This window comes from Nocardia canadensis (assembly GCF_032656385.1).
Classification (GTDB): Bacteria; Actinomycetota; Actinomycetes; order Mycobacteriales; family Mycobacteriaceae; genus Nocardia; species Nocardia canadensis.
Genome location: NZ_JAVCWB010000001.1, coordinates 142,183 through 169,152 on the forward strand (window position 1 = coordinate 142,183; position 26,970 = coordinate 169,152).

The 26,970-nt window shown below is 69.5% G+C and carries 27 protein-coding genes; 15 read left to right on the plus strand and 12 right to left on the minus strand.

The genetic code is table 11. The features are described 5' to 3' along the window. Nucleotides 1–684, minus strand: a complete 684-nt coding sequence (locus tag Q7X29_RS00645) for a pentapeptide repeat-containing protein (protein ID WP_218718557.1) — start codon at nucleotides 682–684, stop codon at nucleotides 1–3. A 159-nt stretch (nucleotides 685–843) separates the two neighbouring features. Between Q7X29_RS00645 and Q7X29_RS00650 the strand changes: the two genes are divergently transcribed. Then, entirely contained in the window at nucleotides 844–1,584 is a 741-nt protein-coding gene (locus Q7X29_RS00650; protein WP_316573023.1) for a glycoside hydrolase family 25 protein, read from the plus strand. A gap of 88 nt (nucleotides 1,585–1,672) precedes the next feature. Beyond that, on the plus strand, nucleotides 1,673–2,614 hold the full coding sequence (locus tag Q7X29_RS00655; RefSeq protein ID WP_316573024.1) for a DUF1214 domain-containing protein: 942 nt from the start codon (nucleotides 1,673–1,675) through the stop codon (nucleotides 2,612–2,614). 403 nt (nucleotides 2,615–3,017) lie between these two features. On the opposite strand, the gene Q7X29_RS00660 is transcribed toward Q7X29_RS00655, so the two are convergent. From Q7X29_RS00660 to Q7X29_RS00670, 3 genes are all read right to left on the minus strand, one after another. Beyond that, nucleotides 3,018–5,081 carry a PhoX family protein gene (locus Q7X29_RS00660; protein ID WP_316573025.1) on the minus strand — a complete coding sequence of 688 codons (2,064 nt, stop codon included), beginning with the start codon at nucleotides 5,079–5,081 and terminating at the stop codon, nucleotides 3,018–3,020. Nucleotides 5,082–5,213: 132 nt separating this feature from the next. Beyond that, a complete protein-coding gene (locus tag Q7X29_RS00665) occupies nucleotides 5,214–6,014 on the minus strand; it encodes a hypothetical protein (RefSeq protein WP_218718562.1) in 801 nt (266 codons plus the stop codon). 41 nt (nucleotides 6,015–6,055) lie between these two features. Continuing rightward, on the minus strand, nucleotides 6,056–6,568 hold the full coding sequence (locus tag Q7X29_RS00670) for a lipoprotein LpqH (protein ID WP_218718563.1): 513 nt from the start codon (nucleotides 6,566–6,568) through the stop codon (nucleotides 6,056–6,058). Between the two features lie 132 nt (nucleotides 6,569–6,700). Here Q7X29_RS00670 and Q7X29_RS00675 point away from each other — a divergent pair, with 132 nt between their 5' ends. From Q7X29_RS00675 to Q7X29_RS00690, 4 genes are all read left to right on the plus strand, one after another. Next, the gene (locus tag Q7X29_RS00675) at nucleotides 6,701–8,026 is read left to right on the plus strand and encodes a hypothetical protein (RefSeq protein WP_316573026.1); all 1,326 of its coding nucleotides are present in this window, start codon (nucleotides 6,701–6,703) and stop codon (nucleotides 8,024–8,026) included. Further along, complete coding sequence (locus Q7X29_RS00680) at nucleotides 8,026–9,150, plus strand: hypothetical protein (RefSeq protein WP_316573027.1); 1,125 nt, start codon at nucleotides 8,026–8,028, stop codon at nucleotides 9,148–9,150. The genes Q7X29_RS00675 and Q7X29_RS00680 overlap by 1 nt, the downstream gene beginning before the upstream one ends. A 94-nt stretch (nucleotides 9,151–9,244) precedes the next feature. Further along, nucleotides 9,245–10,759 carry a tetratricopeptide repeat protein gene (locus tag Q7X29_RS00685; protein ID WP_316573028.1) on the plus strand — a complete coding sequence of 505 codons (1,515 nt, stop codon included), beginning with the start codon at nucleotides 9,245–9,247 and terminating at the stop codon, nucleotides 10,757–10,759. Beyond that, nucleotides 10,756–12,000, plus strand: a complete 1,245-nt coding sequence (locus Q7X29_RS00690) for a CHAT domain-containing protein (RefSeq protein WP_316573029.1) — start codon at nucleotides 10,756–10,758, stop codon at nucleotides 11,998–12,000. The genes Q7X29_RS00685 and Q7X29_RS00690 overlap by 4 nt, the downstream gene beginning before the upstream one ends. 4 nt (nucleotides 12,001–12,004) lie before the next feature. Here the strand turns inward: Q7X29_RS00690 and Q7X29_RS00695 are convergent, their stop codons facing one another. The 5 genes from Q7X29_RS00695 to Q7X29_RS00715 form a co-directional block, all read right to left on the minus strand. After that, nucleotides 12,005–13,072, minus strand: coding sequence for an alpha/beta hydrolase (locus Q7X29_RS00695; protein WP_316573030.1), 1,068 nt, complete (start codon nucleotides 13,070–13,072; stop codon nucleotides 12,005–12,007). 128 nt (nucleotides 13,073–13,200) lie between these two features. Beyond that, a complete protein-coding gene (locus tag Q7X29_RS00700) occupies nucleotides 13,201–13,497 on the minus strand; it encodes a hypothetical protein (protein ID WP_218718568.1) in 297 nt (98 codons plus the stop codon). A gap of 95 nt (nucleotides 13,498–13,592) precedes the next feature. Continuing rightward, complete coding sequence (locus Q7X29_RS00705) at nucleotides 13,593–14,318, minus strand: amino acid ABC transporter ATP-binding protein (protein ID WP_218718569.1); 726 nt, start codon at nucleotides 14,316–14,318, stop codon at nucleotides 13,593–13,595. Beyond that, complete coding sequence (locus Q7X29_RS00710) at nucleotides 14,315–16,105, minus strand: ABC transporter substrate-binding protein/permease (protein WP_218718570.1); 1,791 nt, start codon at nucleotides 16,103–16,105, stop codon at nucleotides 14,315–14,317. Before Q7X29_RS00710 ends, Q7X29_RS00705 begins: the two co-directional genes overlap by 4 nt. 71 nt (nucleotides 16,106–16,176) lie before the next feature. Continuing rightward, nucleotides 16,177–16,971: an LLM class F420-dependent oxidoreductase gene (locus tag Q7X29_RS00715; RefSeq protein WP_218718571.1), complete on the minus strand. Its 795-nt coding sequence runs from the start codon at nucleotides 16,969–16,971 to the stop codon at nucleotides 16,177–16,179. Between the two features lie 145 nt (nucleotides 16,972–17,116). On the opposite strand from Q7X29_RS00715, the gene Q7X29_RS00720 reads away from it, so the two are divergent. Together Q7X29_RS00720 and Q7X29_RS00725 are read left to right on the plus strand one after the other, a co-directional pair. Then, nucleotides 17,117–18,199 (plus strand): ABC transporter ATP-binding protein, encoded by a 1,083-nt coding sequence (locus Q7X29_RS00720; RefSeq protein WP_316573031.1) that lies wholly within the window; start codon nucleotides 17,117–17,119, stop codon nucleotides 18,197–18,199. Nucleotides 18,200–18,357: 158 nt separating this feature from the next. Then, nucleotides 18,358–19,005: an NADPH-dependent F420 reductase gene (locus tag Q7X29_RS00725; RefSeq protein WP_218718573.1), complete on the plus strand. Its 648-nt coding sequence runs from the start codon at nucleotides 18,358–18,360 to the stop codon at nucleotides 19,003–19,005. Nucleotides 19,006–19,054: 49 nt separating this feature from the next. Here Q7X29_RS00725 and Q7X29_RS00730 read toward each other — a convergent pair whose 3' ends face one another. Next, nucleotides 19,055–19,573, minus strand: coding sequence for a winged helix-turn-helix transcriptional regulator (locus Q7X29_RS00730; protein WP_374104860.1), 519 nt, complete (start codon nucleotides 19,571–19,573; stop codon nucleotides 19,055–19,057). A 105-nt stretch (nucleotides 19,574–19,678) separates the two neighbouring features. Here Q7X29_RS00730 and Q7X29_RS00735 point away from each other — a divergent pair, with 105 nt between their 5' ends. The 6 genes from Q7X29_RS00735 (at nucleotide 19,679) to Q7X29_RS00760 (ending at nucleotide 23,890) form a co-directional block, all read left to right on the plus strand. After that, entirely contained in the window at nucleotides 19,679–20,848 is a 1,170-nt protein-coding gene (locus Q7X29_RS00735) for a thiolase family protein (protein ID WP_316573032.1), read from the plus strand. A 63-nt stretch (nucleotides 20,849–20,911) separates the two neighbouring features. Further along, nucleotides 20,912–21,292 (plus strand): Uma2 family endonuclease, encoded by a 381-nt coding sequence (locus tag Q7X29_RS00740; RefSeq protein ID WP_316573033.1) that lies wholly within the window; start codon nucleotides 20,912–20,914, stop codon nucleotides 21,290–21,292. Between the two features lie 29 nt (nucleotides 21,293–21,321). Continuing rightward, the gene (locus tag Q7X29_RS00745) at nucleotides 21,322–22,308 is read left to right on the plus strand and encodes an o-succinylbenzoate synthase (protein ID WP_218718577.1); all 987 of its coding nucleotides are present in this window, start codon (nucleotides 21,322–21,324) and stop codon (nucleotides 22,306–22,308) included. Between the two features lie 152 nt (nucleotides 22,309–22,460). After that, complete coding sequence (locus Q7X29_RS00750; protein ID WP_316573034.1) at nucleotides 22,461–22,988, plus strand: RipA family octameric membrane protein; 528 nt, start codon at nucleotides 22,461–22,463, stop codon at nucleotides 22,986–22,988. Nucleotides 22,989–23,027: 39 nt separating this feature from the next. Beyond that, a complete protein-coding gene (locus tag Q7X29_RS00755) occupies nucleotides 23,028–23,459 on the plus strand; it encodes a MarR family winged helix-turn-helix transcriptional regulator (RefSeq protein WP_316573035.1) in 432 nt (143 codons plus the stop codon). A gap of 8 nt (nucleotides 23,460–23,467) precedes the next feature. Next, nucleotides 23,468–23,890 (plus strand): organic hydroperoxide resistance protein, encoded by a 423-nt coding sequence (locus tag Q7X29_RS00760; RefSeq protein WP_316573229.1) that lies wholly within the window; start codon nucleotides 23,468–23,470, stop codon nucleotides 23,888–23,890. Nucleotides 23,891–23,987: 97 nt separating this feature from the next. Here the strand turns inward: Q7X29_RS00760 and Q7X29_RS00765 are convergent, their stop codons facing one another. Continuing rightward, nucleotides 23,988–24,515 (minus strand): TIGR04338 family metallohydrolase, encoded by a 528-nt coding sequence (locus tag Q7X29_RS00765; RefSeq protein WP_316573036.1) that lies wholly within the window; start codon nucleotides 24,513–24,515, stop codon nucleotides 23,988–23,990. Nucleotides 24,516–24,659: 144 nt separating this feature from the next. After that, a complete protein-coding gene (locus Q7X29_RS00770) occupies nucleotides 24,660–25,457 on the minus strand; it encodes a DUF2786 domain-containing protein (RefSeq protein WP_316573230.1) in 798 nt (265 codons plus the stop codon). Nucleotides 25,458–25,655: 198 nt separating this feature from the next. On the opposite strand from Q7X29_RS00770, the gene Q7X29_RS00775 reads away from it, so the two are divergent. Then, complete coding sequence (locus Q7X29_RS00775) at nucleotides 25,656–26,933, plus strand: ABC transporter substrate-binding protein (RefSeq protein ID WP_218718582.1); 1,278 nt, start codon at nucleotides 25,656–25,658, stop codon at nucleotides 26,931–26,933. Nucleotides 26,934–26,970: the final 37 nt, after the last annotated feature.

The following is a 26,970-nucleotide window of genomic DNA, read 5'->3' on the forward strand; positions in this document are numbered from 1 at the left end:
TCAGTACTCCCCGCCGACGGCCCGCGGCTCGACGGTGATGCCGAGTTCGCGGGCCAGGGTGGCGGCCAGTGATTCCAGGTCACCGCCCTCGATGGTGGCGCCGCGCAGCGCGGTCAGGCCGTACACGCCGGTCAGGTCGCACTCCTCGAAACGCAGGTTCTGCTGCGGTCGGGCATCGCTGAACCGGGCGCCGGTGAGATTGCAGCGCTCGAACCGGACATTGCGGAACTCGGTGCGCTGGAAATCGGCCTGGCGCAGGTCGCAGTCGCGGAAAACGACGGTCCGCAGCCGGGATTCGGCGAAGGAGGCCAGATCCGCGCGGCTCGAGTCGACGAGCACGTCGCGCAGCACGCCCGCGGTCCAGGACAGTCCGGTGAGTCTGCCGTGCGCGATCTCGGTCTCGAACATCGAGGAGTCGTCGGCCTGCACGTTGGCGAGATCGCAGACGCGCAGGGCGGATTCGCTGACAGTGGCCTGACGCAGGGTGCTCGGGAAGCGGACGCTGTCGAACAGGCAGCCCTCGGCGGTGAAGCCGTGGACGTGGACCTCGGCGAAGTCGGCGCCGCGATACTCGACCGCAGCCGCGGTGCGATCGTCGGCCGGGTCGTCGGCCGGGGTCGCCGGTCGCAACCCGCCCGGTGCTGCCACCGCCGGCTCGAATCGCACCGCACGCTTGCGCGCCATCGCCCACCACTCCCGTCGTCGGATGTCGGCACCAAGATACGGGCACCCACCGACCGGTTCGGGTGTCCAGGCCGCTGACCGAGGGCGCGGCCAACTATTCGACAACACCTCATCAGTAACACTGGTCACACCCGTATCGATGACCTACGGTCGAGGGCCATGGACACCAAGCGCTGGAGTTCGACGGTTCGCCGCAGTTTCACCGCGCTGTCGCTGGTCGCGCTGGCCGGGCTCGTGCCCGTGCCCGCGCAGGCCGGGCCGAGCGGGCCCGATGTGTCGTCCTGGCAGCATGTGGACGGCCGGATGATCGACTGGCACGCGGTCCGCGCGGCCGGTCATCAGTTCGCGATGGTCAAGGCCACCGAGGGGCTGCACTACCTCAACCCGTACTTCGTAGCGGACAGCCTGCTCATGCGCACGGCCGGCATCGCCCGCGGCACCTACCATTTCGCCAGACCGGAGCTGCCGCCCGAACCGCAGGCGGCGCTGTACGCGACCACGGTCCTCGGCCAGAACGGACCGCTCGACCTGCCGCCGGTGCTGGATCTGGAGACCTCGGGCGGCCTGCCACCGGACGCGCTGATCGACTGGACGCAGCGCTACCTGAACACGGTTCAGGCCATCACCGGCCGTGCCCCGATCATCTACACCTACCCGAACTTCTGGAAGACGGCGATGGCCGACACCAGCCTGTTCACCCGCTACCCCCTGTGGATCGCCGACTACCGCGGCGAAGCCGAACCCGAAGTCCCCGGTAACTGGCCCGCCTGGACCTTCTGGCAGACCACCGACCGTGGCAGCATCCCCGGCATCGGCGGCGCCACCGACGTCAACGTCTACAGCGGCGCCCAGGGCGACTTCGCCCGCTTCGCCAACATGCCGAGCTTCGGCAGCAGCTAGCCGCCACGATTTCATCCGCAACGGGTGAGGTCGCGAGGCCGCCCAGCCGCGATCCTGCCTACGACGGCAGACGACGGAGGAGCGCGGGATGAGCATCGTGGTAGACGTGGACAACTTCACCCGGGTCGAGTCCGACACGATGATCCAGCGCATGCTGCCGATCATCGGCGGACTCGGCCTGTTCAAGCACGACCGTGAGCTCGCCCCACTGGACCAACAGCCGGTGATCCGCCAGAACCGCGACACGCTCTACTCGACCGCCATCGTCGCGCTCGTCGACGGCAGCGCCACGCTGACCGTCCCGGAGGCGGGCGAGCGCTACCTGTCGGTGATGGTGATCAACCAGGACCACTACATCAATCGCGTGTTCCACCGCGCGGGCACCTACGAACTGACGCGCGCGGACTTCGGCACCGACTATGTCGTCGTCGCCGCGCGAATCCTGTTCGACCCCAACGACCCGGCCGACCTCGCCGAGGTCCACCGGCTCCAGGACGGCCTGACCGTCGAAGCCGGACCGCAGCCCGCCTTCGACTACCCCGACTACGACGCCGCGAGCCACAAGCAGGTCCGCGACGCCCTGTTGGCGCTGAGCAAGACGATGGTCGGGTTCACCCGGGCGTTCGGCAGCGCCGAGCAGGTCGACCCCATCCACCATCTGGTCGGCACGGCGGCGGGTTGGGGCGGCCTGCCCGATGCCGAGGCGTACTACCTCAACATCACCCCGGAACTGCCCGTCGGTGAGTACACGATGACTTTCCGCGATGTCCCCGCCGACGCCTTCTGGTCGCTGAGCGTCTACAACGGCGACGGCTACTTCGAGCCCGGCCCCAGCGGCATCACGAACGTGAACTCGGTCTTCGCCGCCCGCAACGACGACGGCTCCACCACGGTTCGCCTCGGCTCGACCGGTCCCGGCGTCGAGAACGGCATTCCGCTGCCCGCGGGCTGGAATCTCCTGATCCGCCTCTACCGCCCCAGGCTCGACGATCTCGCCGACTGGCAGGTACCGAAGGTCGAGCCTGCATGACAAACGCCACCACCAGAATATGGTCATACTTGTGACCATGAAACTGGCTGAAGCGAAGGCAACACTGACCGACTGGTAGCCGTCGACGACTTGGCATCGATGGAGGAACCATCGCGATCCTGTCCGATCCGGCAACGGTCGGCCGGTCGATCTCCTCGGATGCCGAACTCGCCCGTGGCGAGGTCGTGACCGAGGACGAACTGGCTCAGGCGATGGCAGTCCGCCGCGCGATGGCGCATCGAACCGCGTGATCTACCGGATCGACGACAAACGCAAGGTGGTCACGGTGGTCGACGTGAACCACCGCCGTGATGTCTACCGGTCGTAGTCCGGAGTCCCAGAAAACGACGAAGCCGCTACTCGCCCAGTCGAGTAGCGGCTTCATCAGCGGGACGGGTGTCGGCTAGACGCCGATGCGGCCGCCGTTCTTCTTCCACACGACCGCGACGGCCGGGCGGGGCTGGGCCGTGCCGCCGTCGGGCCAGTGGGACTGCGGGTTGTCGGGGGTGGCGTCGTCGGCCTCGCCCGGGTGCTGGACCGCGACGATGACGCGCTGCTCGGTGACGATCGGGCCGCAGGTCTCGGCACCCTTGGGGACGGTGAGGAACTGTTTGGTCTCACCGCGGTTGGGGCCGTCGAGGATCACCGAGAACAGGCCGTCGTTGGTCTTGAGGGCGTTGCCGTCGGTGGAGATCCACAGGTTGCCGTACGGGTCGAAGGCCAGGTTGTCCGGGCAGGAGATCGGGCTGACCTTGGTCTTGTCGAAGCCGGCGAAATAGGTGTCGGCGGCGGCGGGGTCACCGCAGACCAGCAGCAGCGACCAGGTGAAGTCGGTGCCGGTGTGGTTGTCGGTGAGCTCGAGGACCTGGCCGTTCTTGTTCAGCTTGCGCGGGTTGGCCTCGTCGACGCCCGGCTTGTCGTCCTTGGCGCGGTTGTCGTTGTTGGTCAGCGCCACGTAGACCTTGCCGGTGAACGGGTTGGCCTCGAAGTCCTCGGGGCGGTCCATCTTGGTGGCGCCGACCTTGTCGGCGGCCAGGCGGGTGAACACCGCGACCTCGGCGGCGCTCATGCCGTCCACCAGGGACTTGCCCTTGCCGTCGTCGCCGGTCTCGAGCAGCGGAATCCACTGGCCCTTACCGGTGAAGCCCTTGTCGGAGGGAACGGTGCCGCTGCCGTCGATCTTGTCGGGGTGGTCGCCGGTCAGCTTCGCGACGTAGAGGGTGCCCGCGTCGAGGATCGTCATGTTGTGCCGCATCGCCGAAGCGCCGGTGCCGGACTGGATCTTGCGCGAGGACACGAACTTGTACATGTAGTCGAACTTCTCGTCGTCGCCGGTGTAGGAGACGACGTCACCCTTGTCGGTGACATAGATCGAGGCGCCCTCGTGCTTGAGCCTGCCCATCGCCGAGTGCTTGACCGGCGTCGACGTGGCGTCCCACGGGTTCACCTCGACGACATACCCGAAACGGTTGGCCTCGTTGGGTTCCTGGCTCAGGTCGAAGCGCTTGTCGGTGCGCTCCCACTGGTTCGGGGTGCCGCCCTTGGGGAAGCCATAGCGCTTGACCCGGCCCTGCGGGTCGGAGGCCTTGTCGCCGTTGGCGAAGTAGCCGTTGAAGTTCTCCTCACCGGAAAGCACGGTGCCCCAGGGGGTCACGCCACCGGCGCAGTTGGCGAAGGTACCGAGCACCTTGGCGCCGGAGGGGTCGGCGCCGGTGACGGTGAACGCGCTGCCCGCGGCGGGGCCGGTGAGGGTGAACTCGGTGTCGGCGGTGACGCGGCGGTTGTACTTGCCGAAGACGGGGGTGAGCTTGCCGGAACCGGCCTCGCCCTTGACCTCGACGACGGTCATGCCGTGCGCGGCCTTGGTGATGGCGATCTGCTCGTCGGTCGCGGCGTCCTTGTTGTAACCGCGGAACATCATCGGGCCGGTGGTGTACTCGTGGTTGACCACGAGCAGGTAGCTGTTGGCCTGGCCCTCGATCGGCAGCAGCGCGGCGAAGTCGTTGTTGTAGCCGAACTGCTTGGCCTGCGCGGCCGCGCTCTGCTTGTCGAAGTCGAACGCGGGGGCGTCGGCGAAGATCGGATCGCCCCAGCGGAGCACGACCTGCTGCTCGTAGCCGTCCGGGATGACCAGCGCGTCTTCCTTGTTCGGCGCGACGGCGGTGAACGCTGTTCCGGTGCCGGGAGTGCCCGCCGGCGTCGGCGCCGGGGTGGTGGCGGTCTCGGCGGCGTCGTCGCCGCAGGCGGCCAGCGCGCCCGCCGCGCCGAGGGCGAGCACGGCGGCGGCGCCGCCCTTGATCAGGCCGCGACGGTTCAGGCCGCTGACGATGTCACCGAAGTAGGCGCCCTCGGACGTGTTCGGCGGCTCGTGGAAGCAAGCGTTGCCACACTTGTATTCACAGGTCAGGGCGGCGCGTGCCGACTGGCCGTCGTGCTTGACGAACAGGGCGAGCGGTTTCGGACTCACGGTGACTCCTGAGTAGGTCGGACTTCGCCGCACGGTAGGCAGCCCAGGCGAGCCATCGGGAACGCGAAGATGAACACACGACCAAAACTCGGCGAGTGCTGTACTCGCCGAGTTCGGTGGGTTCGGTTGTCATCAGGCGTTGACCGGCAGGGCGATCACCACCTCCTGCTCGTTGCCGGGCAGGTAGTGCACCTGCAGGATCCGGCCGACCTGCACGTGGCCGATCGCCGACGGCGGCAGGAACTTCTCGGCGCTGGTCTGGAAGGTGCTGCCGTCCGGGCGGGTGACCACCAGGCCGAGGATGATCTCGGTGTACCCACCGCGGATCCGGCCGGGGACGTCGAGGCTGCGGACCACCGCCTGGGCGGCCAGGCCGCGCTCGGCGATGTCGAGCTTGCCGCGGGTGGTGATGCCCTTGCGGATGAGCGATTCGTTCATCGCCCGCTGCGCGGCACCGGAGTCACCGGAGCGGTCCACCTCGACCTTGTCGGTGCGGCCCGGCAGATACCGGACCGGCAGCACGACGCCGGGCTGCAGCAGCGCCAGCTCGGTGAGTGGCACGATCATCTTGGCGTGCGAGTCGAAGACCTTCCCGTCCGCGCCTTCGACGCGGAATTCGATCCGCACCTGCGGCTGATCGTTGACCGAGACCCCGGTCTGGCGGAACGAGGTGATGGTGCCGATGCCCACCTCGCCCTGGCGGAACTCGCCGCTGTTACGGCCGGTGAAAGCCTCCATGATGCCGTCGCCGGTGAAGGCGAAGACCATCGGCACGATGGTCAGGGCGATGATCGGCAGCGCCATCTGCGGGCCGACCCAGCCGAGCATGCCGCCGGTGAACTCGTCGGGGGTGTAGGTGAGGCCGTAGTAGAGGTAGTAGCCGATGGACAGGACCCCGAAGGCGACCGCGGCCGCGCGGAGCTTGGATTTCATGATTCCTCCTCGTGAAGTGGTGCGACCGGGTCGCGATCAGGTCAGGCGATCGTGGTGCAGGCGAAGGTGATGTCGAACTTCGCGGTGGCCGGGCCCGCCAGCGGGTTGGTCATGTCGGGGGCGCTGACGCCCTCGCCGGTGATGCGGAAGGTGTTGCCGTCCTTGGCGAGCTTGGCCGAGCCGCCCGGCTGGCCGTTGCCGTAGCCGACCGCGTAGGGCAGGCCGTTCGAGCCGCCCTGGGTGCCGGCGATCGCCACCGCCTGGACGGTGTCGCCCTCGACCGAGGCGCTGACCGAGAGGTTGCCGTAGGTGGCGTTGGCCAGGTCGGTCAGCGCGAGCGCCAGGGTGCCGCCCTGCTTGGCGCAGGTGGTGTCGAACTTGGCGGCGAATTCCTTGCCGTCGACGCTGGCGGTGGACTTGCCCGCGGCGGGCGCCGGGGCGGCCGAGCCGGTGCTCGACGGGGTCGAGCTGGTGCCGGAGTCGCTGCAGCCGGTGACGAACAGCGCGGTGGCGGCGGCGGAAGCGGCGAGGGCGGCGATCAGCTTGGTGTTCATGGTGTTTCCGTTCTCTCGGTTGAGCGGGCCGGTTCTCGATGGCCCGTTGAGAGAAAGGTAGAAATCATCGGCGCCCTACCGATCCCAACTTTTCCGTGCGCCACCCGCCGGAAATGCCGTTAACCTGGTCGAATGCGAAGACCCCGCGCCCTGGTGCTCGACGAGGTGTGGCGCGGGCTCGACGGCGTCGACGCCTTGAGCGGGCCACAGGGCGGCCCGCTGCGCCGCACTGTGAAGCTGATCCTCGACCCGCTGGTCATCCGGCCTGTGCAGCATCCGCTGTGCGCGGGCACCGTGCTCTCCGCCGACGGCAGCACGCTGCTGACCTCGCTGGTGCTGGCCCAGTCCGACGTGCTGCGGGCCTGCGCCGAGTGGTTCACCGTGCTCAAGCAGGTGCGCCGGGCGCTGCGGATCACCGAGGGCAATGCCCAGGACCTGTACTTCCAGCGCTGTTTCGAACTGGCGACCGTGCACGGCGCGCCCGGCCCGGACGCGCGGGCACGGGCCGAGGCGATGCTGCGCGAGGTGCACGAGAGTACCGGCGGGCGCACCACGGCGGCCCTGAAAGACCATGTGACCGACCCGCATCGGCTGGTGGAGCTCACCGCGCTGCTCGACGTCGCCTGGAACCGGCGGCCGCTCTCGGAGTTCGGGGTCCGCGATCTGGCGCCCGCGCTGACCGAACTGCTCGAGGCGAGCACCCTGGCCCGCGACGGTGATCCCGCCGACGCGGGCCCTCTGCTCGACGAACTCGTCGAGGACCAAGCGGGCACCCACCGCGGCATCGCGCTGTGGCGCGCGCATCCGGCGCACGGCGCCGACGACCTCGGACTGACGATGCACACCTGTCCCCAGCGTCCCGACCTGGGCGCTTCGGCGTCGACCGCGAATCTCGGACTGCCGTTCGACCGCACCGTGTACGAGCGGGTCTTCACCGTGCTGCAAGGCAGTGTCGACCGCACCGATCTCCCGGACATCCCGGAGCTGGTGACCACGGAGATCTCCCGCAGTTGCTCGCCGTGGGGTCTGCTGGACGAATCGCTGCGGGTGACCGCGGCCGCGGGTTGCGAACTGGCACTGGGACTCTCGCCGATCACTACCTCCGACGATGGCGACACCGGGTCCTCGCGCGCCCACGAGGTGGTCAACAGCCGCTGGCGACGGGAGGCGTACGTGCTGCAGGCGCGGCGTTACGCGGTCCATGTGGTCGACGGCGCGACCGGCCCGCTGGCCGCCGTCGCCGCCGAACTGCGCACGCCGTGGCGTCCCTATCTGCGCAGGTTATGGGTCCGGCTGCACGGGCGCGACGTGCGGGAGATGCCGGTCTTCGAGCCGGGCGAGCTGTGGGACCTGCTCGACGGGGTCGCGCGCTCGGTGATCCTGGACCACCGGACCAGGGTGAAGCAGGCACTCACCACCCGGGGTGAGCACACGACGATGCGAGCGAGGGCGAGCTGATGACGACGATCCGCGTCCAGCGCGCGGCGGGCACCGTGACACTGATTCCCCAGGACGCGCCCACCACCCCGCCGACAGTGCTCGACAACACGCCCACCCTCGACGCGCTCGTGCTCGACGTGGTCGGCGGCCATCTGAGCTGGAGTCTGCTTGCCGGACAGTCACTTCCGGCCGCAGTGCTGGACGACCCGGACGCCGCGCAGGATTGGCTGTGGGCCGTCTACGGCGAGCAGGCCGCGCTCACCGTCGCCGACGGACAGCGACGTACCCTGACCGCCGCCCCGCTCCGGCCGGACCTCGCGGCCGCGCTGCGGCGACTCGCGTACGCGCACTGGGCGACTCGGTGGTGGCCCGCGTCGACCGTCGAAGGCATTCCCGCACTCGATCCGGTGCTGCTGGCCGCCGATGTCGACGAGCTGACCGAAGCGTGCGATATGGCGCTCGACGCGGCGGCGTCGACACCACTCGACCTGGCCGGATTCGGAGTGCCGGATCCGGCCTCGGCAGCGAATTCGGCAGGGGCGGAGGAGCCTTCCCGAGGTCGTGGCGAGCCGAGCGGGGCAGCGGGTCCGACCGGGCACCCGGCATCGTCCGGGTCCGGGCCGGAGTCCACCCGCGCGGACGACTACGCGCTGGCCGCGGGCGGCCCCGGAGCGGTCGGCGGCCTCGTGTTCGCGCGCGGCAGTGGTGAATGCGACTGGCGTCGGTGTCCGCCCGGCCTCCTCGACGCGGGCGGCGGCGCGGTGTCGTGGCAGGTCCTGCGGACGGACGGAGTATCGACTGTGCAGGTCAGCGTGGTCGCGGCACCCGGTTGCCCGCGCGAGGTGCCCGCGCATCTGCGCCCGCACGCACGCATCACCGCCGGTGCCGAGGTCGCCGAGGTGGCGTTGCGACGCCGAGGTGACGCCTGGGTCGGCGCGGCCCGAGTCGGCGAGTTCCTCGGCCGCGAACTGACCGTGGACGTCTTCGTGCCCGGTGTCGGACCGGCGGGCCCGCAGCCGGACGAGGCACCCGCGCGCGGACTGATCCGGGACTTCGCCCGGCAGCGGCTCACCGGATCGTCGACCGGCGAACCGCTGCTCGGCGCCGAAGCCGTGGCCGCCGCGGATGATTCGGACTTCTGATGCTCGCGGCGAATCCCCCGATGTCGAGCGCCGCGACGGCGCGGGCCACGACAGCCGAACGCGACGACCGTCCCCGACCGAGGCGAGGTAGCAGATGGCAGCGGTAGGCAAGACCTCCGACAAGGACGATGCCCAGCTCACCGAGGGGTACGAGGCGTATCAGCGCGGCGATCTCGTCGGCGCGCTGGCGATCTTCGAGCGGGTGGCCGACGGCGCGGCGCCGCGGTTGCGCAGCGCGGCGCTGATCAATGCCGCGAGCATGGCCGACGAGATCGGCGAGCATCGGCGCTCGGTCGAGTTGTTCCAGGCCGCGCTGGCCGTGCTGCCCGAGGACGCGGCGCACCAGCGGCCCGCCGCCCTGGTCAACCTGTCGCAGGCGCAACAGCATCTCGGTGAGCTCGACGCGGCGCAGCAGTCGCTCGAGCAAGCGCGCGAGCTGCTCGCCGACACCACCGACCAGGGCATGGTCCGGGTGGCCTGCCTGCTCTCGCTGACCGCGGTGGCGCTGCACCGGGGTCAGTGGGCGCACGCCGCCGAGCTGGCGCACGAATCACTGGGCGCGACCGAACGTTTCGCGCCGGAACTGGCGGGCCATCCGTTGATGAACCTGGCCGCGAGCTCGTTCGAGACCGGCAGGCACGAGATGGCCTTCGACTTCGCCCGGCAGGCGATGAGCGCCTTCGCCGCGACCGGCGATCAGGCCGCGGTCGCCGAGGCGTCGCAGAACCTGGCGATCATGCTGGTCAGGGCGGGGCGCTACGACGAGGCCGAGGAGCCGCTGCGCTCCAGCCAGGAATTCTTCGAGGGCGCCGAGCTGGGGCACTGGTCCGGAATCGGCTACAAGACACTGGGTTTCCTCGCGGAAGGCCGCGGCGACTACGTCGCCGCGCGCACCCACTACCTGCGGGCACTGGATCGTTTCGACAGCACCGGGGTGGTCCTCGACGCCGCCGACGTCCGGTTGCGACTGGCCACCGTGCTGTTCGCCCTCGGCGACCCGCGGCGCTGTGAGGAGCTGCTCGCGGCGGCCTTCGCCGAGTACTCGGCACACGCCCTCGGCCTGCACTGCGCCCAGCTCGACTACTGGCACGCCGAACTGCTGCACACCGCGATCGAGCGGGCCACGCACCCGGATCCGGCGCTGGTCGCGCAGGGGGTCGGGCTCGCGGTGCCCGCCGCGCTGGCGATCGACGCGGTGCGCCACACCCTGCCCAACGGCAACCAGCGCGAGCACTGGCATCGCGCCGTCGCCGCGCCTGCCATGCGGCTGGCCTTCCGCTTCGCGGTGCTGTCCGGGGACGGGCAGCTGGTCAGCGATCTGATCGACACCCAGTGCGCGGGAACGAGTCTCGATCCGGCGGCCTTCGACGACACGGTCACGCCCACGCTCGGATTCGAATTGCTCGACGCCCCCGACGAGGAGCCCGTCTTCGCGCCCGCGCTCCAGCTCGGCGCGGCCCTCGCCGACGTCGCCGCCGCCGCGGGCATTCCCGTCGCACCACCGCCGCGATTGTCCGACGACGGCCGCATCGTGCTGTCGGACTTCATCTCCTACGCCGAGCGACGCTACGCGCGGCCGGTGCGCGACGACCGGGTGATCACGCTATGAACGCCCCGACCGCCGTGATCAGGATGGCCGACGCCGGCGATGTCTACGTGTCGTGGCGCTGGGACGACGACACCGCCGCCCGTGGCGTCGGTACCCTGCCCAGGGATCAGGTTCGCCAGGTGCTGCGGCTGCTGGGCGACGCGGTCCCCGACCCCGCGCGTCCCGACGAGCTGCGGCGGGTGATGACCGAGGGCGCGCTGGCGAACCCCGCCGCGGAAACGAACCTGGCCCAGGCGCTTTCCCGGGCCCTGCTGCCCTATGGGCTCGCCGTGCAGCTCTACGAGCTGTCCCAGCGCGGCATCCGGCCGCACCTGCGAATCCAGCCCTCGCCACGCCTGGCGCAGGTGCCGTGGGAGATCATCGCGCCCGATCCCGAACTCCGGCTGCTCGATATCGCCGATGTCAGTCTGCTCGCGCCCGCCTCGGTGGTACACGCGCCGGAACGGGTCGTGCGTCGCTGGACCGAGACCGCCGATCTACCGGTCGTCGCGGTGCTCGATCCGCGCGTGCCCGGCTATCGGGCGGACTCCGAGCTGGGCTCGGTCCTCGGCAGGCCGAGCGCCGACACCCTGGTGGCCCAGCATTTCAGCCGCTACGACGGCAGGCTGGTCCCGCACGTCGGCGATCCGGTCGCCCTGTTCCGCCGCACCGACACCGACCGCGAGTGGCTGTCCACGGCGCTGCGGGCCGGCGCCAGCCGACTCGTGTACGTCGGCCATGTCACCGCGCCGCCGCCCGAGTCGGGCGAGAGCGAGCACGCCGAGCTGCACCTGAGTTGCACCGCCGACGCGCGCGGCCTGGCGACCCCCACCCGCGCCCATCGTCCGCTGTCGGCCAAGGACCTGCTGCTCGGCACGCACACCATCGACCCCGCCCCCACGGCCGGCCGCGCGCTGTGGCCGATGCCGAGCCGGGTCGCCCTGATCGCCTGCGAGAGCGGCGGTGACCTGCGCTTCACCGAGGCCCTCGGCCTCACCACGGCCGCGCTGTCGGCCGGCGCGGAACTGGTGACCGCCACCCGGTGGCCGCTGCCCACCGATCACGCCTTCCACACCTTGACCGCCGCCACCGGGTCTCCGTTGCAGGCCGCCATCTGCGCCGTCGACATGGCGCACGATTCGTCCACACCGGTCCCCACGCTGCTGACCTGGCAGCGGGCGCGGCTGGACGCGTGGCGAACTGACCCGGCCCCCGAGAACTCCCCACTGCTCTGGGCGGCCTTCGCCACCGTGACCGACTGAGGACCTACTCGGGCAGGCCGAGGCCGGCGGCGAGCACCGGCCACGACCGATGGAAGGCGTCGCGCCAGTAACCCCACGAGTGGGTGCCGGTGGCCTGGCGGTCGAAGGTGGCCGGGATGCCCAGCTCGCCGAGCCTGGTCTCCAGATTGCGGGTGCACCAGTTGACCGCGGCCTCGATGACGCCGCCGACGATGAGCTGATTCGCCAGGCCGGCCGGGGTCGGGTTCATCATGTACGGATCGTCGACGCTGTCGTGCGGGCCGGGCAGACCGGAGGAATCGGAGACGAACAGCCTTGTGCCGCGCAGTTTCTCGGCGTGCAGCACCGGATCGTTGGCGGCCCACGCCGGGTCGTCGTCGGCGCCGTACATATTCCGCACATCGCCGCCGCCGTAGGTCTGCACCACCAGCTTGGTGAACTGCTGACCGATCGGATCGGCGATCTGCGCGCACCCGCTGTATCCGGCGACGGACTGATAGAAGCCGGGCCTGGCCTCGGCCAGCTGGAGCACGGCCGTCGCGGTCATCGAGTTCGCGGCGATGGCGTTGACGCCGTTGGTCCCGAGGGCCTGATCGACCAGCGGCGGCAGCTCGTCGAGCAGGAAAGTGCGCCATTTGTTGCGGCCCAGCGTCGGGTCGTCGCGCTGCCAATCGGTGTAGTACGCCCAGGCGCCACCGATCGGCATCACCACGTTGACGTCCTTGGTGGCGAGGAAATCGCCGACGTCGGTGTTCTGCCACCAGGTCGCCCGGTCCTCGCCGCCGCCCGCGCCGTTGAGCAGGTAGAGCACCGGTCGCGGCCGTGAGGCGTCCTTCGGTCGCTGCACCTTGATCGTGACGGCCTTGTTCATCGCGGCCGAGAAGACCAGCATGCTCAGATCGCGCTCGCCGATCCGGCTGGAGACGATGTGCGAGCCGTCGGCCGTGGTCGGCGTCGCGAGCAGCTTCTTCGATTCGACGATCGGATCACCGCCCTCGGCCCGGCCGTTGCCCGCGCCGAGGACGGTGGCGCATACCGCCAGCACGCACGCGGCGGTCCCCGAAGCCAGTGCGCGCCTGATTGTTCCGACCATCCGCCGAGCTCTCCCCAGAAACTTGAATCGGCAGACATTCGGTTGACCGCCAGGACACCGAACAGTATCCGGCGGGTGCTCGGCCGTCGAGCCGACAGTATTGCGGGCGCGCGACGGCGGTCAGCGGATCAGTGGTCGTCGTAGTGACCGTCGTGGGCCGCGTGCCGGTGGCCGTCGTGGATGTAGTCGACGTGGTCACCGTGTGGCACCGCGACATGCCCGCATCCGGGGCCGTGGACGTGGTCGTGGGTGGAGTGCTGGACGTGTGCTGTGGTCTCGCACTCGTCGAAGTGGCCGTCGTGTTCGCGGTGCAGGTGGCCGTCGTGGACGTAGTCGACGTGATCTTCGTGCGGAACCGCGACATGCCCGCAGGTGGGGCCGTGGACGTGGGTGTGTTCTGGATGCTCGACATGTGCCGTTGTCATCGGTGCTCTCCCTGTACTCGTACCGGTCGATTCACGCTGGAACACCCTCGACATTAACAGTTGCGCATGTGTTGCCATAACCGCGTTCGACCTGGTCAGAGGACCTGGTCGAGGAAGCGGCGCAGGCGCGGGGTCGCGGCGTCGTCGAACACGGCGTCGGGGGTGCCGGTCTCCACGACGACGCCCTGGTCCATGAACACGACGCTGTCGGAGACGCTACGGGCGAAGCCCATCTCGTGGGTCACCACGATCATCGACATGCCGCCCGAGGCGAGGTCGGCCATCAGCGCGAGCACTCCCTTGACCAGCTCCGGGTCCAGCGCCGAGGTGGCCTCGTCGAAGAACATCAGCTCCGGCTTCATGGCCAGCGCGCGGGCGATGGCCACGCGCTGCTGCTGGCCGCCGGACAGCGCGGCGGGCCTGGCGTCGGCCTTGCCGGCGAGCCCGACGATCTCGAGCTGTTCCAGCGCCAGCGCCCGCGCCTGCTCGGCCGACAGCCCGCGCAGCTTGCGCGGGCCGAGCGCGACATTGTCGGCGACCGTCTTGTGCGGGAACAGGTTGAAGTGCTGGAAGACCATGCCGATGCGCTGACGCAGCTTGTCGGGATCGTCGCGCAGCACCGACTTGCCGTCGAGCAGCACGTCGCCGGAATCGGGCTCGTGCAGGCGGTTGAGCACCCGCAGCAGGGTCGACTTGCCCGAGCCCGACGGGCCGATGACGGTCGTCGCGTGGCCGGCCTCGACGTGGATGTCGACCCCGCGCAGGATGTGGTTGTTGCCCAGCGTCAGGTGGAGGCCGGTGCCGGTCAAGGAGGCACTCATGCGCCGCGTCCTTCCGTGATGACAGCCTGCTCGATCGGGTCGGCGGGCGTCGGTTTGCCGGTGCGCATCCGCCCGTCGATGTAGTTCACCAGGTGGGTGAGCGGGATGGTCAGCACGAGATACATCAGGCCCGCGGCGACCAGCGGGGACAGGTTGCCGGTCTGGGCGTTGAGGTCGCGGCCGACAGCGAACAGCTCACGCTGGGAGGCGAGCAGGCCGAGGAAGTAGATCAGCGACGAGTCCTTGATCAGCGCGATGAATTGGTTCATCAGCGCGGGCAGCACCCGCCGCACCCCCTGCGGGATCACTACCAGCGTCATCGCCTGGCGGTAGCCGAAACCGATGGCGCGGGCGGCTTCGAGCTGGCCCGGCTCGACCGACTGGATGCCGGAGCGGAAGATCTCGCCGATGTAGGCGGCCGCGAGCAGCGCCAGCGCGATCGCGCCGAGCCAGTACGGGTTGCCGCCGGTGATGTCGCGGACGACCGGACCGATGCCGAGGCCGATCAGCAGGATGATCACGACGGCGGGCAGACCACGGAAGATGTCGGTGTAGACGCGGGCAGGCCAGCGCAACCAGCGGGTGCGCGAGATCCCCATCACCGCCAGGATCATGCCGAGCACCGTGCCGAGCACGCCCGACACCAGCGCCAGGATCAGCGTGTTCGGCAGACCGGTCTTGATCAGATCGGGAAAGGCTTTGCGGTACAGGGACCAGTCGAAGAACGTGTCCTTCAACTGCTGCAGGGTCGACTTCTGCACCGCCTGCTCGGTCTGCCCCGGCTCCTGCGCCGCGGCGATCGCGGCGAAGTCCGGAAGTTGCGGGGCTGGCACGGCTTTGGAGCCGGGCTTCCAACCCGGCGGCAGTTCACGCGGCACCCAGTCCTCGTAGAGCCGGGCGTAGGTGCCGTCGGCGATCACCGCGTCCAGGCCGGAGTTCAGCGCGTCGATGAGCGGCTGATTGTTCTTGGCGACGGCGTAGCCGACGAAGTTGTCCAGGCTGAAGGTGTTCTCCGAGACCACGATTCCGTCGCCGGGCTTGATCGCGCCCTCGGCCTGGGCCGACGGGGCGACCCAGGCGTCGACCTGGCCCGACTTCAGATTCGCGTAGGCGGTGTTGTAGTCGGGGAACTTCACCGGGTCCAGCTTCAGCTGGTTGACCACGAACTCGTCCTGCACGGTGCCCTGCACGACCGCGATCCTGGTGCTGCCGCTCAGATCACCGAAGCCCTTGATGGCGCTGCCCTGCGGCACGACCAGCGAGAAGTAGCCGAAGTCGTAGCCGTTGGTGAAACCGACCAGCTCCCGCCTGGCGTCGGTGGTGGTGATGTTCGACGAGCCCACGTCGAACCGCTTGCCCGAGACCTGTGCGAGCAGACCGGCGAACTCCGTACCCGAGAACTCGACCCGCAGTCCGAGCTTCTCGCCGATAGCCCTGAGCAATTCGTTGTCGAAGCCGGTGAACGTGCCCTGCCCGTTCACGCAGATGCTCGGCGGCGCGTCCGACAGGGTGCCGACGCTGAGCGTCCCGGGATTGAGCAGTCCGAGCTTGCCGGTATCGATCGACTCGATCGGCGCGGTGGTCGCGGTGGTGTAGCGATCGGTACCCGCGGTCGCCGAGGAGGCGAGGTTGGTCGGCGCGGCCGTGGCCGCGCTCGCGCCCGGTGGGGAACACAGATCACGGGTCGCCGTGTCACCACTGTCGCCACAGCCGGTCGCGGCCACGCCGACGAGCAGTAACAACGCGGCTAACCGCGCCCGGGTTCGCACAGCACGCACACCTGCCATGGCGATAGACCCTAGCCGCAACCTTGCACGGCGAGGGTTACGCGCACCCCGCGTCGGGACGGATCAGCAGGTCAGGCGAGGCCTTCCAGGAGTTCGGGGTTCACATCGTCGCGCCATTCGATGGCCTTGCGCACGGTGCCGAGGTCGTAGTCGGGCCCGGAGACGCCGACGGTGAACAGCGTGACACCCGCGGCGTGCAACGCGTCGGCTTGCTCGCGACCCTGCCACTGCACCGACCGCTCGATCCGGTCCGCGTCGGCACCGACGGCGGCGGCGTGCTCGGCGAGGACCTTGTTCTTGTGCGCCAGCGTGTCCACATCGACGAAGGAATGCCAGATGTCGGCGTACTCGGCGACCAGGCGCAGCGTCTTGCGCTCGCCGCCACCGCCGATCAGGATCGGGATCTCCCGGACCGGCCCCGGGTTCAGCTTCGCCAGCCTCGTCTTGATCCGGGCCAAGTTGTCCTTCAACAGGTTCAGCCGGGTGCCCGGGGTACCGAAGTCGTAGCCGTACTCGTCGTAGTCCCGCTGGAACCAGCCGGCGCCGATCCCGAGGATCAGCCTGCCGCCGCTGATGTGGTCGACCGTGCGGGCCATATCGGCGAGCAGATCGGGATTGCGGTAGCCGCCGCCGGTGACCAGCGCGCCGAGCTCGACCCGCTCGGTCTGCTCGGCCCACGCGCCGAGCATGGTCCAGCACTCGAAATGCGCGCCGGCGGGGTCACCGGTGAGCGGGAAGAAGTGGTCCCAGTTGAAGACGATGTCCACGCCCGCGTCCTCCGCGCGCAACACCGCGTCGCGGATGAGCGCGTAGTCGGGCGCGTGCTGCGGCTGAAGCTGGACTCCGATACGGACTGGACGACTCATACCGCGCTCCTCGGCACTCGGGTGGACTCCGCGCCCGAGGCTACCCGGAAATACCGAGCGGGTCCGGGCGGGCCGCTACGATCCCAGCGACCCTGTACTCGGATCGTCCGGCACGTTCCTGCCGGGATGGGATGTTGAACTACGCATGGCTACCGTCACCTTCGACCGCGCCACCAGGCTCTACGCCGGTGCGACCACACCCGCCGTCGACGCACTCGACCTGGAGATCGCCGACGGCGAATTCCTGGTCCTCGTCGGCCCGTCCGGCTGTGGCAAGTCCACCTCGCTGCGCATGCTGGCCGGCCTCGAGGAGGTCAACGGCGGCCGGATCCTGATCGGCGACAACGACGTCACCAACGCCGAGCCCAAGGATCGCGACATCGCGATGGTGTTCCAGAACTACGCGCTCTACCCGCACATGTCGGTCGCGGAGAACATGGGCTTCGCGCTGAAGCTGGCCAAGGTGTCCAAGGCCGAGCGCGACCAGCGCGTGCTGGAGGCGGCCAAGCTGCTCGATCTCGAGCAGTACCTCGACCGCAAGCCCAAGGCGCTGTCGGGTGGTCAGCGTCAGCGCGTGGCGATGGGCCGCGCGATCGTGCGCCAGCCGCAGGTGTTCCTGATGGACGAGCCGCTGTCGAACCTCGACGCCAAGCTGCGCGTGCAGACCCGCACCCAGATCGCCCAGCTGCAGCGCAGGCTCGGCACCACCACCGTCTACGTCACCCACGACCAGGTCGAGGCCATGACGATGGGCGACCGCGTCGCCGTGCTCAAGGACGGCCTGCTGCAGCAGTGCGCCTCGCCGCGCGATCTCTATCGCGATCCGGCGAACGTGTTCGTCGCCGGGTTCATGGGCTCGCCCGCGATGAACCTGTTCACGCTGCCCGTCGCCGACGGCACGGTCACCATCGGCGGCTACCCGGTGCGGGTGCCGCGCGCGGTGGCCGACGCGGGCGAGGGCTCGGTCGTGCTCGGCATCCGGCCCGAACACCTCGAGGTGGGCAAGGGTGGGCTGCGGATGGAGGTCGACGTGGTCGAGGAGCTCGGCTCCGACGCCTACGTCTACGGTCGCGCGCTCCCCGACGGTGCGGGCGGGCAGGCCGGGGAGACCATTGTGGCGCGGGTGGATTGGCGCAGGCCGCCGGCCAGGGGCGAGCTGCTGGAGCTGACCACCGATCCCGAGCACGTGTACTTCTTCAGCGCCGTGGACGGTCGTCGGCTGCGCTGACTGCGGTCCGGGCGGGCGATCGGTGTCGCTCGCCTGGCTCCGCGCACGTCCGATTCAGCTGTGCGCGTAGTCGCTCGGCGAATGCCCTCACCTGGGCCTATGCTGACCGGGCCCCGGCATTCGCCGGGCGGGGGTCGCGACAGACGAGGTAGCGGAAAATGCGCGTAGCAGTACTCGGCACAGGGCAGGTCGGCCGTCGGCTGGCGAGCAAGCTGGTCGAGATCGGGCACACGGTGACGATGGGGTCGCGCACGGCCGACAATCCCGACGCCACCGCCTGGGCGGCCGAAACCGGCGGCGCTCACGGCACTTTCGCCGACGCGGCGGCCGCCGCCGAGCTGATCGTCAACGCCACCTCCGGCACCGTCTCGCTGGCCGCGCTCACCGCGGCGGGCGCGGCGAACCTGCGCGGCAAGGTCGTCGTCGACGTGTCGAACCCGCTCGACTTCTCCCAGGGCTTCCCGCCGAAACTCGTCGTGCCCGCCGAGGGCAGCGTGGCCGAGTCGCTCCAGGCCGCCTTCCCCGACGCGTTCGTCGTGAAGACGCTCAACACCACCAACAACCAGGTGATGGTGGACCCCGGCCGGATCCCGGGCAAGCACAGCATCTTCCTCAGCGGTGACGACGCCGCCGCCAAGAAGACCGTCACCGAGGTGCTCACCGCGTTCGGCTGGGCTCCGGATCAGCTCATCGACCTGGGCCCCCTCCACACCGCCCGCAGCACCGAGCCGATGGTTCTCCTCTGGGTCAGCCTGTTCCAGGCTCTCGGCACCGAGGACGTGAACATCGGCGTCTTCACCGCCTGAGTGGTTCACCTGGCGACGACCGAGTGCGTCACCCCTCGGGGCGAGGCGATCAGGTGTCCCGGCCCTTCGCGCGCTCGGCGTCGCGGTAGCGCAGGTAGTCGGGGTTGACGCGGACGGCGAGTTGCTCGAGCGGGACCTCGGTGCCGTCGGCGCTGCGCAGTTCGGCGCGGACCGGCGCACCCGTGGTGACGTCGACCCGATGCAGGGGCGCCGGGCCGGGCTGGAGGTAGGTGTCGCCCCACTGCCACAGGGCGACCACCGCGGGCAGTAGGTCGCGGCCCATCTGGGTGAGCACGTACTCGTTGCGGGTGCGCTTGCCTTCTTCCTGGTAGGGGCGCTTTTCCAGGAGCCCGGCCGCGGTGAGCTTGCGGAGCTGGCTCGCGGCGGCGGCATCGGTGATGCCGACGCGGCGGGCGAAGCCGTCGAAGCGGGTGGTGCCGTAGTACGCCTCGCGCAGGATGAGCACCGCCGAGCGCGTTCCGATCAGGTCCATGGCCCGCGCGATCGAACAGCCCGCGGTATCCCACTTGCTCAGATCGGCCAGTGGCCCTTCCATCACGGCTGCCATGACCGACATCATACCCACCTCTGACTTGAGGAGATGATAGTTAGCGCCTAAGCTGGCTATTGTTGGATAGAGTCAGCGTTGGCTCACCGTCGAAAGAGGACTCCCATGCGAGACGCGGTCATCGTCGAAGCGGTACGCACCCCCATCGGCCGGGGCAAGCCGAACGGCGCGCTCCACGACATCCATCCCGTCGACCTGCTCGCACACAGCCTGCGCGCGGTCGTCGAGCGCAGCGGCATCGACCCGGCCCTGATCGACGACGTCATCGGCGGCATCGTCACCCAGGTCGGGGAACAGGGCTCCAACATGACCCGGCGGGCCGCGCTCGCCGCCGGGTATCCCGAGTCGGTGGCGGCCACCACCGTCGACCGGCAGTGCGGCAGCAGTCAGCAAGCCATCCACTTCGCCGCCCAGGGCGTGATCGCGGGCGCCTACGACATCGTGGTGGCCGCCGGTGTGGAGTCCATGGGCCGGGTTCCCATGGGCGCCAATCTGATCGGGGCCGCCGATCTGTCCGGCGTCGCCTTCACCGAGCGCTACCCGGACGGGCTGGTACCCCAGGGAATCAGCGCCGAACTGATCGCCGCGAAGTGGCGCCTGACCCGCACCCAGCTCGACGAGTTCGCGCTCGGTAGCCACGAAAAGGCCGCTCGCGCCACCAAAGACGGACTGTTCAGCGCCGAGCTGGCACCGCTGAACGGGCTCGACACCGACGAGGGCATCCGGGTCGGCTCCACGCTCGAGACGCTCGGCAAGCTGAAGCCCGCCTACTACGACCCCGCCATGGCGGCGCGCTTCCCGCAGATCGGCTGGGAGATCACGGCGGCCTCGGCCAGCCAGGTCAGCGACGGCAGCGCGGCGGTGCTCATCATGTCCGGCGAACGCGCCGCCGAGCTGGGTCTGCGCCCGCTGGCACGGCTGCACAGCTTCGCCGTCGCCGGCGACGATCCACTGCTCATGCTCACCGCGGTCATCCCCGCGACCGAGAAGGTGCTGCGCCGTTCCGGCCTGACCCTCGACGACATCGACCTGATCGAGATCAACGAGGCCTTCTCCCCGGTCGTGCTGGCCTGGGCCCAGGAAACCGGCGCCGACCCGGCCAAGGTGAACGTCAACGGCGGCGCCATCGCCCTCGGCCACCCCCTCGGCGCGTCCGGCGCCCGCCTCACCACCACTCTCGTCCACGCCCTGCACCAGCGCGGCGCCCGCTACGGCCTGCAGACGATGTGCGAAGCAGGCGGCCTCGCCAACGCCACCATCATCGAACGCCTCTGAAACCCCGTCCGGGTCGGCGTCCCGGACGCCGACCCGGGCATTCCGTCACCGTGGCGACGTACGATGACCAGGCTTGCCCCGAGCCGAAGGATCGCATCGTGTCCGAAGCGTTCGACTGGTCCACGCAATCGCTGGAAGACCAAGCCGACCGTCGCCGACACCATTCTGGTGGTCGAAGTCGTGTCACCGACCACTGTCACCGCGGACACCATCGATAAGCGCTCCGAATACGCCCGCTACGGCATTCAGCACTACTGGATCGTCCGGATGGCCAACGACGACGGACCCGCCGTGTCCATCGAGATGCTCACCCTCAACTCCGAGGGACGGTACGTATCGAACGGATTCCGCAATCGCACCGACGACTACGCGGCGGCCATCGATACGTTGACGCCATTTCCCGTCGTACTGACCTGGGAACAGTTGGACGAGGGCATCGACTGAGACACACCGGCGGGTTCTACGATCGCGGGGTGGGTGCCGAGACGTTCGTTTATGCGATTCCGCTGCGTACGCGGTTTCGGGGGATCACCGTGCGTGAGGGGATGTTGATTCGGGGCGAATTGGGGTGGGGAGAGTTCTGCCCGTTTCCCGAGTATGACGATCGGGAGGCGGTGGGGTGGCTGGCTACCGCGGTCGAGCAGGCGACGGTGGGGTGGCCCGCGCCGGTGCGGGATCGGGTGCCGGTGAATTGCACGGTGCCCGCGGTGGACGCGGAGCGGGCCCGGCGGATCGTGCGGGAGTCGGGGTGCGCGACGGCGAAAGTGAAAGTGGCCGATCACCCGGGGTCGTTGGCGGAGGATCTGGCTCGGGTGGCGGCGGTACGGGAAGCCATCGGGGACGGGGCGATCCGGGTCGATGCCAACGCGGTGTGGGATGTCGAGACCGCGGTTCGGCACATCGGGGAGATCGACCGGGCCGCTGGTGGATTGGAGTATGTCGAACAGCCGTGCCGGACGGTCGAGGAGCTGGCCGAGGTGCGGCGGCGGGTCGACGTGCCGATCGCGGCGGACGAGTCGATCCGGCGGGCCGAGGATCCGTTGCGGGTCGCGGTGGCGGGTGCCGCGGATGTGGCGGTGCTGAAATGCACTCCGCTGGGCGGGGTACGGCGGGCGCTGGCGGTCGCCGCGGCCGCCGGGCTGCCGACCGTGGTGTCCTCGGCGTTGGAGACCAGCGTCGGCTTGGCCGCGCAGATCGCGCTGGCAGGCACCCTGCCGGATCTCGACTTTGCTTGCGGCTTGGGCACTCTCGCACTGTTCGAAGGCGATCTGGTCGCCGATTCGCTGCGCCCGGTCGACGGCTGGCTCCCGGTGCCCACCGCCGCGCCGGAACCCGATCCGACATTGCTCGACAAGTACCGCCACCCGGATATCGACCGGACCGCGTGGTGGTTGCGGCGGTACGAGCGGGTCAGCGCGCTGCTGTCCGCCGACCCGGGGTGGTCCATGCCGCGCCGGTGACGCCCCCGCTCGCCGAGCTCGGTGGTCCATCCCCTCGGCACACGCGCATCGACCCGGGCGAAGCCGAGTAGTCGACTACCCGCGACCCACGCGCCCGTCGGCGGCAGGCTCGGAGGGTGATCACCCTGCACGCGACACCGTGGAGGCGAGCGGTGGACGACAACGATCGAGCGTCCGAGCTCCGCGACCGGCTCTGGAACGACCCGGCGGTCGGTCGAGCGGCCGGTGAACGCACCGCCGCCTACGACAGCGCCGTCCTCGAGCAGTATCGGCTCTGCGTGGAGATGGCCGACCGGGTGAGCGCGCGGCGGGGGTTGGCGAACTCGTTCTTCCTGACGCTCAATACCGGCATCTTCACCCTGGTCACCGTGTTCGGGAAGTCGCCGCCCGCCGATACCGCGAGGTGGCTGGTGATTCCGTTGATCGCCGTCCTCGGGCAGTGTTTCGCCTGGTTCTACCTGGTGCGCAGCTATCGACTGCTGAACGCGGCGAAGTATCAGGTGGTGGGGGCGCTGGAGGAGCGGTTGCCCGCGTCGCCGTTCTGGAAGGGCGAGTGGTGGGCACTCGGGGAGGGGCGGGATCGGGCGCGGTACTGGCCGTTGTCGCATATCGAGCAGTGGGTGCCGGTGCTGTTCGGGGTGGCCTACGTCTCCGGGTTTCTCGCCGTCGCATTCCACTGAATGGTTGTGCACAACTTAATTGTGGGCTACATTGTTGTCATGACCGACGGACTCACCCTCGACGAGCAGCTGTGCTTTCCGCTGTACGCGGCTTCGCGGGCGATGACGGCGGTCTACCGACCGAAGCTGGAACGGCTCGGGCTCACCTATCCGCAGTACCTGGTGATGCTCGCGCTCTGGGAGCGCGACGGGCGCAGCGTCGGCGAGCTCGGCAAGGCGCTCGAACTGGACTCGGGAACGTTGTCTCCACTGCTCAAGCGGTTGGAGGCGACCGGGTTCGTCGAGCGCCGGCGAGCGGCCGACGACGAACGTCGCGTCGACATCGTGCTCACCGAACACGGGCGGGGCCTGCGCGCCGAGGCGTGCCGGATCCCGGTCGAGATGGCCCAGATCGCGGGACTGTCCGCCGACGAGGTCACCGCACTGCGCGGACTACTGCGCAAACTCACCGACACCCTCACAGAGAAATGAGAGCTTCCATGCAGGTCCTCTACACCGCCGAAGCCCTGGCCAGCGGCGAAGGCCGCACCGGCACCGCGCGCACCACCGACGGCAAGCTCGACGTCGTGCTCGCGCCGCCGAAGGAGATGGGCGGCGACGGCGCGGGCACCAACCCCGAGCAGCTCTTCGCGGCCGGTTACGCCGCGTGCTTCCACTCGGCGCTGCGGCTGGTCGGCAAGAAGGCGGGCGCGAACATCGCCGATTCCGCGGTCGGCGCGCAGGTTTCGATCGGCCCGAACGACAACGGCGGTTTCGGACTGGCCGTCACGCTCGAGATCACCCTGCCGCACCTGTCGCGCGAGGAGGCCCAGGCCCTGGCCGAGCAGGCGCACCAGGTCTGCCCGTACTCCAACGCGACGCGCGGCAACATCGAGGTCGACCTGCAGATCGCCGAGGACTGATCCGACCCTCGAATCCCGCCGGTGCCAGACGACCGGCGGGATTCGCCGTGTTCAGGCCCCGACGGCGACGGCGGCGCGAGCAGCGGTCGGATCGACCTCAGCCGAAACGAACTCCGCAGCCGGCGAACGTCGCGCGGATCAGCAGGGCCGCTTCGGGTCCGATGACACCATCCACCAATTCGGCGTAACGAGTGCAGAATTCGGGGCCGTGCGGCACCTCCCCCGGCCCGGGGCCCAGATGGTGGGCGAGTTCGTGCAGCACTACCAGTTCACGCAACGCCCACGCGGTCACGCCGGTGTGCAGCGGGACGGCCAGCACCGCGTCGGCGGGTTCGTAGTGGGCCGCCGACGCGCCTGCTCGTGCGCGGACCCGAACCGGCACCTCGGCCCTGTCCCACCGCGCGCGCACCCAATTCAGCGCCAGCACCTTGTCCGCGTAGGACTGCACCGACTCGACCGAGGCGAAGCGTCGCTCGACGGGCAGCGTGAGCTGCGAACCGTAGACCTCGACCGTGCGGTGCCCGAACTCCTGCGCACGATCGAACACACCCCGAACCAGCTGCTCGCCGTCATAGACCTTGGCCCGCTGGGTGTCTCGACGACGACCGGAATCAGGCGAGGCCACGGCCTGCTCCGGAAGACATGGGCCCGCGCCGGTCGCCCGGACCGCTCGCGGCACCCACTGACGTCGGCAGCGGCACTGTCCGTGACGGGCGCACGATCGCAGCGTCGCTGCTCCGTCCCGGCGAACGACCGAGCAGGTCCGCTCTCATCGGCCGAGCTTCGCCCGGGCGGCGGGCAGTTCGGGTGAGGTGCCCAATCGCGCGACGCGCCCGGCGCGGTCGCCGGCCCGGCGCGCGGCGGCCGAGTGCCCGGTGGAAGTCTGCGGCCCGCGCCAGGTGCCGCGCGCCTCGGAGGTGGCGGTGTAGAAGTCGGTGAGGGCTACTTCCTTGTCGCGCAGGGCCAGTGCGGTGCCGGTCGACTCGGCCGGGACCTGCTCGGCGACGACCTCGGCTTTCACCTCGGCCAGACGGGCGCCGACGCGGGCCGCGAAGGCCATCTGGAAATTCAGGCGCGCGGTGACGCCGGCGACCGGCGCCTCCACCTTGCGGCGGACGGTGCGCCCGAAGCGCTTCTCGGCGACGATCTTGACGACGGTCGCCTCCCGGTAGGCGCCGGATTTGATGTAGTGATCGGACGCGCGCACCATCTGGATCAGCAGGCTCGCGTACAGGGCCTCGCAGGTGTCGATATCGGCGGCGAAACCGTAGGCGTAGACCTGCGCGGAGCTGCGGGCGACATCACAGCGCACATCGTTGGCGGTGGCGATCGCGACGAACAGCTGGACGTAGGTGCGCAGTCCCTTTCGCCCCGGTTCGCCGATCGGGATGATCCGCTGTACCGGCGTGGACCTGCGCTCGCGGTCGGCCACGTGCGACCGCGCCACGGCCAGGTCGATCGAGGATTTCGTGGCCAGGCGCTGGGCCGCGGCCAGGAACGCCTCGGCCTCGTGTTCGTTGTCGGTGGCCTCGGCCTTGCGCAGCAAACCCCCGATGCGCGAGAGCATCCGGTCGGGCGTCGACGGCGATGGACTGGTCACCCCGTCGAGAGTAGGGCACCCCACCGACTGTGATCCGTTCGCGAACTGACCGGAAAGTATGTGATTGGACAGGACGATCGGACGTGACGACCCGCCACCATGTATGTTGACCCGTGCACCGCACGGGTGTGCTGCTGCTCACGTCTCGACCCTGGAGTGTCTGCGATGGCCTTGAAGTTTGTCCCCAGAGCGACGATGGCTGCTGCCTCGATTGCGTTGCTTACCGCATCGTTCGCGAGTGCCTGCTCGAGTGACAACGGAGGCAACGCGCTCGACCAGAACCTGACCGGCCGCGGCCCGATCACCTACGTCGAAGGTAAGGACACCACCGAGACCGGTGTGGTCAAGCAGCTCATCGATCGCTGGAACGCCGCGCACCCCAACGAGCAGGTGACGTTCAAGGAGCAGTCGGCCGACGCCAACCAGCAGCACGACGACCTCGCCGAGCACTTCCGCGCCAAGCAGGACGGCTACGACGTCGTCGCCCTGGATGTGCCGTGGACCGCGGAATTCGCCGCGAAGGGCTGGATCCAGCCGCTCAAGGACACCTTCGCCATCGACACCGCGCCGCTGCTGGCGCCGACCGTGGCCAGCGCCACCTACAACGGCACCCTGTACGCGGCCCCCCGCAACACCAACGGCGGCCTGCTGTACTACCGCAAGGACCTGGTCCCCAACGCCCCGCGCACCTGGACCGAGATGCTCGGCCAGTGCCAGGTGGCGCGCGACAACAACATCGGCTGCTACGCCGGTCAGCTCGCCCCCTACGAGGGCCTGACCGTGAACACCTCCGAGGTCATCAACGCCTTCGGCGGCAGCTTCGTCGGCGCCGACGGCAAGACCCCCACCGTGAACAGCCCGGAGTCGAAGGCGGGCCTGAAGGTCCTCGTCGACGCCTACAAGAGCGGTGACATCCCCAAGGAAGCCATCACCTTCAAGGAAGGCGAGAGCGCCAGCGCGTTCGAGTCCGGCAAGCTGCTGTTCCTGCGCAACTGGCCGTACCTGTACGCCCAGGCCAACGCCGACACCTCCGCGGTGAAGGACAAGTTCGGCGTGGCCCCGCTGCCCGGCAACACCGGCGTCGGCGCGTCCACCCTGGGTGGCTACAACGCCGCGATCAGCGCGTTCTCCAAGAACAAGGCCACCGCGGCCGATTTCGTGCGCTACCTGATCAGCGAGGAGGCCCAGCAGATCATCGCCTCGGGCGCGCTGCCGTCGGTGCGCGCCTCGCTCTACGACGACCCGGCCCTGATCGCGAAGATGCCGTACCTGCCCGCGCTGAAGGAGTCCATCGCCAGCGCCGTGCCGCGTCCGGTCACCCCGTTCTATCCCGCGGTGTCGAAGGCCATCCAGGACAACGCCTATGCTGCCCTGAACGGCACGAAGTCCGTCGACGACGCTGTCGCCGGCATGCAAAAGGGCATCGAGACCGCCGGTTCGTAGCGGAGCGCGCAGCGGACCCGACCAGACCGTAGGAGAG